Origin of the sequence: Bradyrhizobium sp. JYMT SZCCT0180, assembly GCF_018130165.1 — a bacterium.
Taxonomy (GTDB): Bacteria; Pseudomonadota; Alphaproteobacteria; order Rhizobiales; family Xanthobacteraceae; genus Bradyrhizobium.
In genome coordinates, this window is sequence record NZ_JAFCLZ010000004.1 from 352,127 (window position 1) to 364,643 (window position 12,517).

Annotated in this window: 11 protein-coding genes; 7 read left to right on the forward strand and 4 right to left on the reverse strand. The window is 63.6% G+C overall.

Annotated elements, in window-relative coordinates; genetic code table 11:
• Window positions 1–20: 20 nt before the first annotated feature.
• The 3 genes from JQ641_RS08575 to JQ641_RS08585 all read left to right on the forward strand — a co-directional run bounded on the left by JQ641_RS08575 (window position 21) and on the right by JQ641_RS08585 (window position 3,632).
• On the forward strand, window positions 21–761 hold the full coding sequence (locus tag JQ641_RS08575; RefSeq protein ID WP_211995535.1) for an ABC transporter ATP-binding protein: 741 nt from the start codon (window positions 21–23) through the stop codon (window positions 759–761).
• A 38-nt stretch (window positions 762–799) separates the two neighbouring features.
• Window positions 800–2,629 carry a tannase/feruloyl esterase family alpha/beta hydrolase gene (locus JQ641_RS08580; protein ID WP_211995536.1) on the forward strand — a complete coding sequence of 610 codons (1,830 nt, stop codon included), beginning with the start codon at window positions 800–802 and terminating at the stop codon, window positions 2,627–2,629.
• A gap of 79 nt (window positions 2,630–2,708) precedes the next feature.
• The gene (locus JQ641_RS08585; protein WP_211995537.1) at window positions 2,709–3,632 is read left to right on the forward strand and encodes a DMT family transporter; all 924 of its coding nucleotides are present in this window, start codon (window positions 2,709–2,711) and stop codon (window positions 3,630–3,632) included.
• Between the two features lie 3 nt (window positions 3,633–3,635).
• On the opposite strand, the gene JQ641_RS08590 is transcribed toward JQ641_RS08585, so the two are convergent.
• Genes JQ641_RS08590 through JQ641_RS08600 form a run of 3 tightly spaced genes read right to left on the reverse strand, consistent with a single transcriptional unit; the run spans window position 3,636 to window position 6,836 of the window.
• On the reverse strand, window positions 3,636–5,195 hold the full coding sequence (locus tag JQ641_RS08590; protein WP_211995538.1) for an MDR family MFS transporter: 1,560 nt from the start codon (window positions 5,193–5,195) through the stop codon (window positions 3,636–3,638).
• Between the two features lie 2 nt (window positions 5,196–5,197).
• Window positions 5,198–6,364: an HlyD family secretion protein gene (locus JQ641_RS08595; protein WP_211995539.1), complete on the reverse strand. Its 1,167-nt coding sequence runs from the start codon at window positions 6,362–6,364 to the stop codon at window positions 5,198–5,200.
• Window positions 6,357–6,836, reverse strand: coding sequence for a MarR family winged helix-turn-helix transcriptional regulator (locus JQ641_RS08600; protein WP_211995540.1), 480 nt, complete (start codon window positions 6,834–6,836; stop codon window positions 6,357–6,359). The genes JQ641_RS08595 and JQ641_RS08600 overlap by 8 nt, the downstream gene beginning before the upstream one ends.
• Window positions 6,837–6,989: 153 nt before the next feature.
• On the opposite strand from JQ641_RS08600, the gene JQ641_RS08605 reads away from it, so the two are divergent.
• Complete coding sequence (locus tag JQ641_RS08605; RefSeq protein WP_211995541.1) at window positions 6,990–7,481, forward strand: Fur family transcriptional regulator; 492 nt, start codon at window positions 6,990–6,992, stop codon at window positions 7,479–7,481.
• A 94-nt stretch (window positions 7,482–7,575) separates the two neighbouring features.
• The gene (locus JQ641_RS08610; protein WP_211995542.1) at window positions 7,576–8,517 is read left to right on the forward strand and encodes a DMT family transporter; all 942 of its coding nucleotides are present in this window, start codon (window positions 7,576–7,578) and stop codon (window positions 8,515–8,517) included.
• A gap of 179 nt (window positions 8,518–8,696) precedes the next feature.
• On the opposite strand, the gene JQ641_RS08615 is transcribed toward JQ641_RS08610, so the two are convergent.
• Window positions 8,697–9,563: a sulfurtransferase gene (locus JQ641_RS08615; RefSeq protein WP_211995543.1), complete on the reverse strand. Its 867-nt coding sequence runs from the start codon at window positions 9,561–9,563 to the stop codon at window positions 8,697–8,699.
• Window positions 9,564–9,829: 266 nt separating this feature from the next.
• On the opposite strand from JQ641_RS08615, the gene ispG reads away from it, so the two are divergent.
• Both ispG and JQ641_RS08625 read left to right on the forward strand, forming a co-directional pair.
• On the forward strand, window positions 9,830–11,113 hold the full coding sequence (ispG, locus tag JQ641_RS08620; protein WP_211995544.1) for a flavodoxin-dependent (E)-4-hydroxy-3-methylbut-2-enyl-diphosphate synthase: 1,284 nt from the start codon (window positions 9,830–9,832) through the stop codon (window positions 11,111–11,113).
• Window positions 11,114–11,312: 199 nt separating this feature from the next.
• The gene (locus JQ641_RS08625; RefSeq protein WP_211995545.1) at window positions 11,313–12,194 is read left to right on the forward strand and encodes a TauD/TfdA dioxygenase family protein; all 882 of its coding nucleotides are present in this window, start codon (window positions 11,313–11,315) and stop codon (window positions 12,192–12,194) included.
• Window positions 12,195–12,517: the final 323 nt, after the last annotated feature.

The following is a 12,517-nucleotide window of genomic DNA, read 5'->3' on the forward strand; positions in this document are numbered from 1 at the left end:
CGGCGGATGAGGGAACACGGATGAGCGAACCCATCCTCGACGTTAAAGGCCTGGTCGGTGGCTACGGCAAAATGACCATTCTCAACGGCACCAGTTTCTCGGTGCCGGCAGGCACCATCACCACGGTGATCGGGCCGAACGGCGCCGGAAAATCCACCGTGTTCAAGGCGATCTTCGGCCTGCTCAAACTGCGCGAAGGCAAGATCATCTTCAAAGGCCGCGACGTCACCGGCCTCAGCCAGCGCGAACTGCTCACATCCGGCATCTGCTACGTGCCGCAGGGCCGCAACATCTTCCCGGAATTGTCCGTGCGCCACAATATCGAACTCGGCGCGGTGGTCGCGGGACGTGATATCCCCGATCTGCCCGCGCGCATCGAAGCCGCGCTCGATCGATTCCCGATTCTGCGCAAGAGAGCAACGCAACAGGCGTCCACGCTGTCGGGCGGCGAACAGAAGCAGCTCGAAATCGCGCGCGGGCTGTTGCTCAATCCGCAATTGATGCTGGTCGATGAACCGTCGATCGGGCTTTCCCCGCTGATGATCCGGCAGACCTTCGGCATCCTGCAGGATTTGCGCGACCGCGGCGTCTCCATTCTGCTGATCGAGCAGAACGCCCGGTCGGCGCTCGAGATCTCGGATTACGGCATCGTGCTCGAACTCGGCCAGACCCGCCTCGTCGACAGGGCCGACAAGGTGCTCAGCAATCCCCGCGTCGGCCAGCTCTTTCTCGGCGGCGCTATCGATCAGCCATCCGCATAAACGACAACTACAACAAAAATCACTGGGGGAACGGAACGATGTCGATTACACCGGGCAAACGCATTTGGGCGATCCTGTTGCTCGCTGCCTGCAGCCAGATCACGCCGGCGTCGGCGCAGCAGCTTGCCTGCGACGACGGCATCAAGACGGCTTTCAAGCCCGACGCCGACACGACGGTTGTCGCGGTTCGGCAGGTGAAGAAGGGCGAAGAATTGAAGGCGCCCGATTCGCCGCAACCGATAACGGCGGCGGCTGACATCTGCCTGGTGAAGCTGCTGGTCGGCCCCGGCGCCATCGCGGAAAAGGACAAGACCGCGCGCTCCTACTCCGAGGGTATCGGCATCGAGGTCTGGCTGCCGGCGCCTGCCAACTGGAACGAGCGCATCCGCAATTATGGCGGCGGCGGCTGGGTCGGCGGCGGACATCGCATCGCCGGTCAGATCGGCAGCAAGGTCCCGGCGATCGTCAACGCCAATATCGGCTATGCGTCGGGCACCACAGATGCCGGTCAGCCCTGGTACCAGGACGGCTCGTTCACGTTCCTCTCCGACGGCAAGCTCAATGCCGAGTCGCTGCGGGATTTCTCGGTGCGCGCGATGGTGGAGCAGGCAGTCAAGACCAAGGCACTGGTCAACGTCTATTACGGCAAGGCGCCCAAATACACTTACTATGACGGCCATTCCCAGGGCGGCCGACAGGGCATGAAGGTCTTCCAGGAATACCCTGAACTCTACGATGGCTATCTGATCGCGCAGCCCGCGCCGAATATCGCGAAGTTCGGAACGTCCGGATTGTATCCGCAGATCGTGATGAAGACCGAACTCGGCTTCACGTCAGTGAACAAGGACGCGGCGAAGGCCTTTGCCGCCAAGGTCGCCGCCGCGAACCAGCGCGCCGTCGCCGCCTGCGATACGGCCGGGCTCGGCTTCCTGCTCGATCCGTTTGCCTGCAACTACAATCCCGCGCGCGATGCCGCCGCGCTGTGTGCCGGTGCGAACGGCGAGGGCGTGACCGGCAGCAATCCGGATGCCGCGACCTGCATGAGTGCAAAGGAGGCGATGGCGCTGAACCGAATCTGGTACGGCGCCACACCGGACGGCAGTTTCGACGCCGCCCAGACACCCGACAGCCGTAGCGGCAAGTCGCTCGGCCCCAAGCAGGTCTGGTGGGGGTTCACCCGCGGGACCGCGATTGGCGGCCAGATCACGAGCGCCGGTGCGGACGCCGTGGCCCAGGCGATGCAGGACGTCAGCTATGCCGCCGATGCCAGCGCGACATCGGCGGTGCCGATCACCAATGCTTCGACAGCCGTGCGCAACAAATGGCTCGAACTCGATTATGCCGGATTGGCCGATGCCGTCGCCAAGAACGTCGCGCTGCAGCCGACGCAGTTCAGCAACCTCATCACCGACAAGGCGGATCTTGCAAAACTGCGCGACCTCGGCCGCAAGGTGGTGATCTTTACCGGCCTCGTCGACGATGCGATCCCGCCGGCCGGCAACATCAACTATCATGAGCGCGTGCTGGCTCAGATGGGCGGGCACGCCGAGGTGGCGAAGTTCATGCGGATGTATCTGGTGCCAGGTGCCGCGCACTCTTCGCAGGGCCGGGCCTACACCGTCGGTGGCAAGAACGACACCGTGCCAATGCCGAAATTGCCCGGCAATGCCAACCAGACGCCGACGCGTGAGCAGGACCAGTTCTTCACCGCGCTGGTCGATTGGGTCGAGAAGGGCGAAGCGCCCGGCGACATCCTGCTGACGTCGCGCGACAAGAGCATCAGCTATCCGATCTGCGTCTATCCGCTGAAAACGACGTGGAACGGCAGCGGGCCAGTGACGCAGGCCACCAGCTTCAGCTGCCGGTAGAGCAACGCGGGTCGGTGTGGTAGCTGATAGGAACGGCGGGGCTTGATCGCGCCGCCGGGACCGTCAGAGACGAGCGACCATGGGCGAACCACAAACCGGAGCAGGCGCGCGGACGCACGAAGTGCTGGGCCTGCTCGGCTTTCTGCTGGTCGCCACCGCCCAGGTCTCCAACATGATTCTCGCGCGGGGCGTGGCCGGCAGCGTTCCGCCGTTCTCGATCGCGTTCTTTCGCTGGAGCATCGTGGCGCTTGGCCTGCTGCCCGTCGTCGTGATGGCGCTGCGCGAGAAGCCCGCAGCGTTGCGCGGGCAGTGGCCGGGCATCGCGCTGGCCGGCTTTCTCGGCATGTTCATCTGCGGCGGCCCGGTCTATGTCGCCGGGATCACCACGTCGGCGATCAACCTCGCGCTGATCATGGCGCTGTCGCCGATCGTCGTGCTGCTGTTCTCCTTTGCCACGGGGCGGGAATCCATTGCCCGCAGGCAAATCATCGGCATGGCGGTCGCGCTGGCCGGCGCGCTCCTGATCATCACCAAGGGACAGGCCTCGGTCGGGCCGGGCCTCTCCACCGGCGATCTCCTGGCGCTGCTCGCGATGCTGGGCTGGGCCGGATACACCCTGATGCAAAATCGCGTCGGACAGGGCGTCAGTTTTCTGGCGCGGATCGGCCTGTTCGCGGCGGCCGGCGCGCTGTTCTCGCTGCCGTTTGCGGTTCATGAAATCTGGCAGACGCCATCAGCCGCATTCACCGGTCGCGCCGCGCTCGTCTATCTCTTCGCGGGCCTCGTCCCCGGGCTGTTTGCCTATGCCGCCTACGCCTTTCTCGGTGCGCGGTTCGGCGCGGTATCGACCTCGCTCAGCCTCTACCTCGGCCCGGTCGTCAGTGCTGCCCTGTCGATCCTCTTTCTCGGCGAGGCGCCGACGATCGTCCATCTGATCGGCGGCGCGCTGTCGCTTGGCGGCATGTATTTGTGCCTGCAGGCCAAACCACGCGAGGCGAGATAGCCTCTATTCAATCACCGCATGATCCGGCGCCACCGACTGCGCGCGCAGCGTCGCCTTGGTCGAACCGATCATGATGGCCAGCGGGATCGAGACCAGGACGAACAGCATCACCAGCTGGTAGTCCTGGGAGAAGGCGATGATCTGCGACTGCGCCTTGACCATGGCGTCGGCCATGGCGCGGCCGGTATCGGTGCCAAGATCGATCATGCCGCGCACATTGGGCATCTGCAGGGCGTGGTTGAACGGGTTGATATTTTCCGACAGCCCCGCATAGACCCGCCGCGATCCCTCGGTCAGCTGCGAGATCACGACGGAGATGCCGATCGAGCTCGCGACATTGCGCATCAATGTCAGCATCGAGGTGCCGTCGGTACGCAAATGATTGGGCAGCGTCAGGAACGCCACGGTGGACAGCGGCACGAACACCAGTCCGAAGCCGAAGCCCTGCAGCACGCTGATCACGACGATCTCGGTGACGCCGGTCTGGTCGGTCCACCCCGTCATGTAGAACAGCGAAATAGCCGTGATGCTGAGGCCGGTGATGATCAAATTGCGCGCCTCGACAAAGCGCATCATCCGCCCGACCATCATCATGGCGACGAAGGTGCCGCAGCCGCGGGTCGCCAGCAGCACGCCCGCGGTGATGATGGGATAGCCGATCACGTTCTGCAGGAACGGCGACGACAGCGCCATGGTCGAGAACAGCACCAGGCCCATGACCGCCATGAACACGCAGCCGCCGACGAAATTCTTGTCCTTGAACAGCGCGAACTGGATGAATGGCTTCGAGGTCGTGAACGAATGCGCCAGGAAATAATAGAAGCCGATGCCGGCGATGATGAACTCGGCGATGATCTCGTTGGATTCCAGCCAGCCGAGCTGCTCGCCGCGGTCGAGCGCCAGCTGCAGCGATCCGATCGAGATCGCCAGCGCCGTGAAGCCGAACCAGTCGAAGCGCAGGTCCTGGTCCTTTCTGGTCTCGTCCATGAAGATGACAAGGCCGAGCACGGTGAAGATGCCGAACGGCAGATTGACGAAGAATACCCAGTGCCAGGAATAGGTTTCGGTCAACCACGCGCCCAGCGAGGGTCCCATGATCGGACCCATCATCACGCCCATGCCCCAGATCGCCATCGCCTTGGCGCGCTCATGCAGCGCGTAGGAATCCAGCATCACCGCCTGCGACAGCGGCACCAATGCCGCGCCGAACACGCCCTGCAGCAGGCGAAACAGCACCATCTGGTTGATGTCTTGCGCGAGGCCGCACAGCACGGATGCAATCGTGAAGCCGCCAGAGCAGATGATGAAGATGCGCTTGCGGCCGAAGCGGTTGGCGATCCAGCCCACCGGCGCGGTCATGATCGCGGCCGCGACGATATAGGAGGTCAGCACCCAGTTGATCTGGTCCTGCGAGGCCGACAGCGATCCCTGCATGTAGGGCAGCGCGACATTGGCGATGGTGGTGTCGAGCGCCTGCATGATCGTCGCCGTCATGGCGCAGATCGTCACCATGTTCCGGCGCAGGCCGGGAACCGCAGCTTGTGTCGGGCCCGGCGCCGGCATGGTCAGTCGGCTTCGTGGTTAGCCGCGGCCGGCGTCAGGCCGAGCAGGTGCGCGAGCGAGCGGCGGTGGTTGGTGTCGATGCTGGCATAGACGCTCATGCCGGCTTTCAGCTTGCGGACGAACTTGTCGTTCTTGTCGAAGTAGATTCGCACCGGGACGCGCTGCACCACCTTGACGAAATTGCCGGTGGCGTTCTGCGGCGGCAGGATCGCGAATTGCGCGCCGGTGCCGGGCGAGAGCGAGCCGACCGTGCCCTTGAACACGTGGTTGGGGAAGGCGTCGACGTCGAGCGTGACGCTCTGGCCGACCGCGACATAGGTGAAATCGGATTCCTTCGGATTGGCGTCGACCCAGGGGTTGGCGACGTCGATGATGGAGAACACCGGAGCGCCTGAAATCACGAAACGGCCGAGCTGGATCTGCTCGACCTGCGTGGCGACGCCGTTCATCGGCGCGCGCACGGTGGTCAAATCGAGGTTGCGCTGGGCGTCGTCGAGCGCAGCCTTGGCCTGCATGTAGGCCGGAAACGCTTCGAGCGGCAGCTCGGGATCGCCGAGCAGCTGGTTGAGGGCGTTGGATCGTTGTTGCGTGACCAGCTGGCGCTGCGCCTGTGCGGTGACCAGGGTCGTGGCGCTGTTGTCGAGATCGAGCTGCGAGCCGGCCTGGCTCTTGACCAGCGAATTCTTGCGCTCGACGTCCTTTTGCTTGAGCGCGATGCCGGCGTTCACCAGTTCGATGGTCTGTCCGTAGAGCTTCACATTGGCGACAAGGGTGTCGTGGCTGACCTTGGCGTCGTCAAGTTTGGAGCGCGCCTGCGCCACCGCCAGCCGGAACGGCACCGGGTCGATCTGGAACAGGGTGTCGCCGGTCGAGACCTGCTGGCCTTCCTTCACGGTCACATTGATGATCTTGCCCGACACGTCCGACGTGATCAGCACCTTCTGCGCGCCGACATAGGCATCGTCAGTGGTCACGTAGCGGCCGCCATTGAGATAGAAGGTGATGCCGGCCGTCGCTGACACCAGCGGCAGCACCACCAGCAGCAGGAAACGCCGATAGCGGCGCATGCCGGCCATCAGCCGGCGGCGCGGCTCCGACGCCAGTTTCGGGCGCGGGGTCGGTTCGGCGCCCTTCTGTTCCGGGGGAAATTTGAGCACGGGATCAGCCATAACGCTGCTCCTTTCGGGGCGGTTCGCTGGGCGGATTCTGGACCGCGTTGCGAACGTTTTCCTTGATCAGATCAAGTTGCGACAGCAGGCGGTGGGCATCGGCGGGGTTGATGCCTTCAAGCGCGGTCGCGGTGAGTTCGGAGCGCAAGCCGGAGAGCTTGCCGAGCAGCGGGCGCGCGGCCTTCTTCAGATAAAGCCGGTTGACGCGGCGGTCGGTCTCGTCGCCGCGGCGCTCGATCCAGCCATTGTCGCAGAGCTTGTCGATCAGCCGCGTCAGCGTGATCGGCTGCATTTCCATCAGTTCGGCGAGTTCCGTCTGCTTCAGACCCTCGGATCGTTCGACCTTGGCCAAAACCGCCCATTGCGCGCGGGTGATGCCATAGCGCGCCGCCTGCTTGTCGGCATAGGCGCGCATCATCCGCTGCACCTCGCCGAGCGTAAACAGGAAGTTCATATCAACGGAACCGCGCATCGCCAGCCTCCATAAGCTTTGGATATTATAAGCTTGCTTATGAATTTCGCATGCCGGGTTAGCAGTTACCAGCTCCGCCCTCAGAACATGGCTGGTTCTTACGGAACCTGCGGGCTTTGGGATTGGGCGCCAAAATGCTACAAACCCGACGCAATGACCCTGGCAAAACCCACCTTTCCCGCACCCGACCACGATCACGGCCGCTGTGCCGCGGACGCGATCGCGCATGCCGAGCAGGTTTGCGCCAAGCGGGCGCAGAAATTCACCCCGATCCGGCGTCAGGTGCTGCAGGCGCTATTGTCCAGCCACCGCCCGCTCGGGGCCTATGAGGTGATCGACGAACTCGCCAAGACGATGCCGCGGCCGGCGCCGATCACGGTGTACCGGGCGCTGGATTTCCTGATGGAAAACGGCCTCGTCCACCGCATCGAAAGCCGCAACGCTTTCCTTGCCTGCGCGCACGACCATGACGCGACCGCGATGGTGGCGTTCCTGATCTGCGACCATTGCGGCTCGGTCGGCGAAATTCCCGCGGCCCCGGTCGCGCAAAGCCTCAATGCGGCGGCGCGCGCCTCCGGCTTTGCGCCAAAGCTTTCCGTCGTCGAGATTGCCGGCACCTGCGCGCATTGTCAGAAAGCTCCTTAGATTTTTTTGGCATGGTCCTCATCCGAAAACCGGAAGGCCACCTTTCGGGATCATGCCAGTAACCAACACGGCGCCAAGCCGGCCACGAGGATAAATGTCGTCCAATCCTGTGATTTCTGCCGCCGGGCGTGCCCTCACCCCGGGCGCTATCGCCTTGATGCTGATGCTGTGCCTGAGCTGGGGTTTCAATCAGATCGCGGTGAAGCTGGTTCTGCCTGATGTGCCGCCGATGCTGCAGGCCTTGATTCGCTCGCTTGGCGCGCTGCCGGTGTTGCTGATCATCGGCTGGTTTCGCGGCGTCAGATTCTTCGAGCGCGACGGCACGCTGTGGCCGGGCGTCATTGCGGGCATGATCTTCGGGATTGAATTCGTGCTGATCTATCGCGGCCTGCTGCTGACGTCGGCGTCGCGGGCCGCGGTGTTTTTGTACACGGCGCCGTTCTTCGTAGCCCTCGGCTCCTACGTCTTTCTCGGCGAACGGCTGCGCGCCTCGCAATGGGGCGGACTCGCTTTGAGTTTCGCCGGCGTGGCGCTCGCGATCGGCGTCCCCCAGGCCAATGTCGATGCCAATGTGTTGATAGGCGATCTCCTGATCGTCGCCGGCGGCGCGCTGTGGGCGACCACGACGCTGATCGTCAAGGCGACCGCGCTGATCAAGGCGCCGGCGGAAAAGGGGCTCGGCTATCAGGTGGCGATCTCGATCCCGATCCTGGCGCTGGCCGCGTGGATTTCCGGCGAAACCATCACCCACGTTCCCGGACCGCTGTCGCTGGCGCTGCTGGCCTATCAGGCGTTCTGGGTCGTGGGCCTGACGTTCCTGCTGTGGTTTGCGCTGGTGAAGACCTATTCGGCCAGCAAATTGTCGGCCTTCACCTTCATCACGCCGCTGTTCGGCGTGGTGGCCGCGTATTTCATCCTGCACGACACGCTGACGATCGCGTTTGGCGTCGCCGCGCTGCTGGTCATCGCCGGGCTCTATCTCGTCAACCGGCCCGAAACGGCCAGGGCGGAAGTGGCGCCGGATCCGAATGTGTGAGGGGAATGATTTTGAGTTGAGGCGGTGCCGGGCTTACCTCGCCCCGCTTGCGGGGAGAGGTCGGATTGCGAAGCAATCCGGGTGAGGGGGTACCGGTCTAACAATCGACTGCGCTCGCGGAGAGAGCCCCTCACCCCGACCCTCTCCCCGTAAAGAACGGGGAGAGGGAGAAGTTCTCCCTAATCCGTCTCGATCGGCAACGCCTCGTCCTTGGCCCACTCGCCCATCGAGGCGTCGTAGAGCGTGAGGTCCTCGTAGCCGAGCCGGTGCAGCAGGAACAGATCGATGGTGGCCGAGATGCCGCCGCCGCAATAGGCGATTACCTGCTTGTCCTTGCGCAGGCCTTGCGTGGCAAATTTCGCTTCGGCGTCCGCGAGCAGTACGAAAACCCGCGTCGAGGGATCGAGCAAGGTTGCGGCTGATACGTTGCAGCTGCCGGGAATTCTGCCGGGCCGCCCATAGCGGCTCGGCTCCAGGCCTTTGTGGAATTGCGGGCCGAGCGCATTGACGACGACGGCGCTGTGATCCCTGACAGCAGCGAGCACCTCGTCCTTGCCGACGAAAAAGCCGGGTCGCGGCTTCGCCTTGAACTTGGCTTTCTTGTATCCCTTCGCGGGTCCGGTCTCGATCTCCCGCTCTTCGGCCTTCCATTTGTCGAAGCAGCCATCGAGCACGGCGACATTGTCAAAGCCCAGCGATCTCAGCATCCACCAGAACCGCGTCGCCCACATCGGCGTGCCGATGGAATAGAGCACGACGCGGCTGTCCGGGCCGACGCCGTGCCGCCCGAACGCCGCCTCGAGCTGCGCGATATCAGGCATCATGAAGCGAAGCTCGATACCCTGCTTGGAGAATTCGCCCTGCAGGTCGAGAAAGTCGGCGCCGGGAATATGGCCGGCCGCGAAGGTCTGGTCGCCGGGCACGGCGATGTAGGGCGCGTTGCTGCCCGCGGGCGCCGGTTCGAGATAGGTCGTGCAATCGAACAGCCGCAGATTGGGCCGATCCAGGATGCCGGCAAGTTCCACCGTGCTGATGAGCTCCGACATGCTGACCTCCCGTTAATTTGAACAATGCTAGGGTGTGCGGCGACGGATGAAAAGCCGGGCTGCCCGGCGCAAGCAGCTCTTTCAATCCGGCGATTCCTGTCCAATATAGCTGACAGGGGAGGCCGAGTGTTGATCGCCCACCTCGAACCGCAATGGCCGGATTAAGTCATTGAAAATACAGAGATAAAAGTCAAATTCGGATGCGGCCGGCTGGCCCGTCCCGGTCCCCTTGGTGAATGTCACCAAAACCTGATATTCGAGACGCCATGAACAAGCCCGAAAAACCGCCGCAAGACGACATCGCCGGCCCCAGCGCCCGGCATCAAACCACCCAGGTCATGGTCGGCAATGTCGCCGTCGGCGGCGGTGCGCCGATCGTCGTGCAGTCGATGACCAACACCGACACCGCCGATATCGACGGCACCATCGCCCAGGTCGCAGCCTTGTCGCGCGCCGGCTCGGAAATGGTCCGCATCACGGTGGACCGTGACGAGGCCGCTGCCGCCGTTCCGCATATCCGCGACGGCCTGCGCCAGCGCGGCATCACCACGCCCCTGATCGGCGATTTCCATTACATCGGCCACAAGCTGCTGGCGGATTATCCGGCCTGCGCCGAGGCGCTCGACAAATACCGCATCAATCCCGGCAATGTCGGCTTCAAGAACAAGCGCGACACCCAGTTCGCCGACATCATCGAGATCGCCAACAAGAACAACAAGGCGGTCCGCATCGGCGCCAATTGGGGTTCGCTCGATCAGGAACTGCTCACCAAGCTGATGGACGAGAACATGCTCTTGCCGAACCCGCGCGATGCGCGGGCGGTGATGCGCGAGGCGATGGTGCAGTCGGCGCTATTGTCGGCGGCGCGCGCCGAAGAGCTCGGCATGCCCAAGAACAAGATGATCCTGTCGGCGAAGGTATCCGCCGTGCAGGATCTGATCGCGGTCTACGAGGTGCTCGCGGAGCGCTCGGATTACGCGATCCATCTCGGCCTCACCGAAGCCGGCATGGGATCGAAGGGCATCGTGGCGTCGTCCGCGGCGCTCGGCATCCTGTTGCAGCAAGGCATCGGCGACACCATCCGCATTTCGCTGACGCCCGAACCCGGCGGCGACCGCACGCTGGAAGTCCAGGTCGCGCAGGAACTGCTGCAGACCATGGGTTTCCGCACCTTCGTGCCGCTGGTCGCGGCCTGCCCCGGCTGCGGCCGCACCACCTCGACCACGTTCCAGGAACTGGCGCGCTCGATCCAGGATTTCATCAGGGAAGAGATGCCGGGCTGGAAGACGCAGTATCCCGGCGTCGAAGCCCTGAACGTCGCGGTCATGGGCTGCATCGTCAACGGCCCCGGCGAATCCAAGCACGCCAATATCGGCATCTCGCTGCCCGGCACCGGCGAAGCGCCGGCAGCCCCGGTGTTCGTCGACGGCAAGAAGTTCCGAACGTTGCGCGGCCCTTCCATCGCCGCCGACTTCAAGGCGCTGGTGATCGACTACATCGATCAGCGTTATGGCGCGGGCGCGAAGACGCCGGTGACGGCGGCGGAGTAATTCTCTCCGTCGTCCCGGCGAACGCCGGGACCCATACTCCGCGGCCCTAATTTTGCGGAAAATATCTAACGCCAGCGCCCCCACCGATAAGCCGCGGCGTATGGGTCCCGGCTCAAGGCCGGGACGACACCAACTGCATTGCGCTTTGCCTTGAGCGGGCTACGATGCTTCCCAATCAATAATGATTGGGAGAACACCCATGAGTTCACTCTCCAGCAAACAGGGCCCCCGCTATCGGCACATCGCCGGCGAGAGCGAACCCTATGAGACCATCGGCGTCGAGAAGCTGACCCCGATCATCGGCGCGGAGATTTCCGGCGTCGATCTTTCAAGCTCGCTGTCGAACCGCACGATGGACGAAATCCATCGCGCGCTTGCCGAAAACCTCGTGATCTTCTTCCGCGACCAGCACATCACGCCGCAGCAGCATCTGGCGTTCGGCCGCCAGTTCGGCGAGCTGCACATCCATCCCGCCGCGCCGCATGAGGGCGACGATCCCGCGCTGATGAAAATCTACGCCGACAAGGATTCGCCGCGCGCCAATGGCGAGGGCTGGCACACCGACGTGTCCTGCGACGTCGAGCCGCCGATGGGCTCGATCCTCTACATCAAACAGTGTCCGCCGCGCGGCGGCGACACGCTGTTCGCCAACATGTATGCGGCCTATGAATCGCTGTCGGACCGCATGAAGGCCTATCTCGACGGGCTCACCGCCCTGCATGACGGCGAGCAGACCTATCGCGGGCTCTATGCCAATTACGGCGTTGCCGACCGTCCGGAATATCCCCGCGCCGAGCATCCGGTCGTGCGCACGCATCCTGTCACCGGCATGAAGGCGCTCTACGTCAACCGCGGTTTTACGCGCTTCCTGATCGGCGTTCCCCGCGACGAGAGCGACGCGATGCTGGCCTATCTCTATCAGCACGCGGAGAATCCGTTGTTCCAGTGCCGCTTCCGCTGGACCGAAAACGCCATCGCCTTCTGGGACAACCGCTGCGCCCAGCACCGCGCGATGTGGGACTACTGGCCGCATACACGGTCAGGCACGCGGGTGACGGTGAAGGGCGAGCGGCCGGTGTGAGTGGGGAGGTTCGGCTGGCGCGTCCAGCCGAGGAATGGATTGCTTCGTTGCGCTCGCAATGACGGTTGCCTGCGGCAAAACGACCCGACGGGCAAATCAGTTCTGAGTTTCAGAAATCGTGTCAAGCAGAAAACTTCTGCAAATCAAAAATATTTCTGTTGTCGGCCGGCCCAAATCAGTGCGCATCTATCGCCATCCCGTCCCACTCAGAGGGCGTCGGCCGTCGTCACGGACGTTGGGCGGGTTGCGGTGGACGCTTGTTTACGCTGAGACGATGGCGTGGATTAAGCGTACGGCAAAACCGTGTGGTCCTGGCGCCCGTT

Bases quoted from the DNA above. Each gene is read 5' to 3' on its own strand.
- JQ641_RS08575 (WP_211995535.1), top strand. From the start codon at position 21: ATGAGCGAACCCATCCTCGACGTTAAAGGCCTGGTCGGTGGCTACGGC.
- JQ641_RS08580 (WP_211995536.1), top strand. From the start codon at position 800: ATGTCGATTACACCGGGCAAACGCATTTGGGCGATCCTGTTGCTCGCT.
- JQ641_RS08585 (WP_211995537.1), top strand. From the start codon at position 2,709: ATGGGCGAACCACAAACCGGAGCAGGCGCGCGGACGCACGAAGTGCTG.
- JQ641_RS08590 (WP_211995538.1), bottom strand. From the start codon at position 5,195: ATGCCGGCGCCGGGCCCGACACAAGCTGCGGTTCCCGGCCTGCGCCGG.
- JQ641_RS08595 (WP_211995539.1), bottom strand. From the start codon at position 6,364: ATGGCTGATCCCGTGCTCAAATTTCCCCCGGAACAGAAGGGCGCCGAA.
- JQ641_RS08600 (WP_211995540.1), bottom strand. From the start codon at position 6,836: ATGCGCGGTTCCGTTGATATGAACTTCCTGTTTACGCTCGGCGAGGTG.
- JQ641_RS08605 (WP_211995541.1), top strand. From the start codon at position 6,990: ATGACCCTGGCAAAACCCACCTTTCCCGCACCCGACCACGATCACGGC.
- JQ641_RS08610 (WP_211995542.1), top strand. From the start codon at position 7,576: ATGTCGTCCAATCCTGTGATTTCTGCCGCCGGGCGTGCCCTCACCCCG.
- JQ641_RS08615 (WP_211995543.1), bottom strand. From the start codon at position 9,563: ATGTCGGAGCTCATCAGCACGGTGGAACTTGCCGGCATCCTGGATCGG.
- ispG (WP_211995544.1), top strand. From the start codon at position 9,830: ATGAACAAGCCCGAAAAACCGCCGCAAGACGACATCGCCGGCCCCAGC.
- JQ641_RS08625 (WP_211995545.1), top strand. From the start codon at position 11,313: ATGAGTTCACTCTCCAGCAAACAGGGCCCCCGCTATCGGCACATCGCC.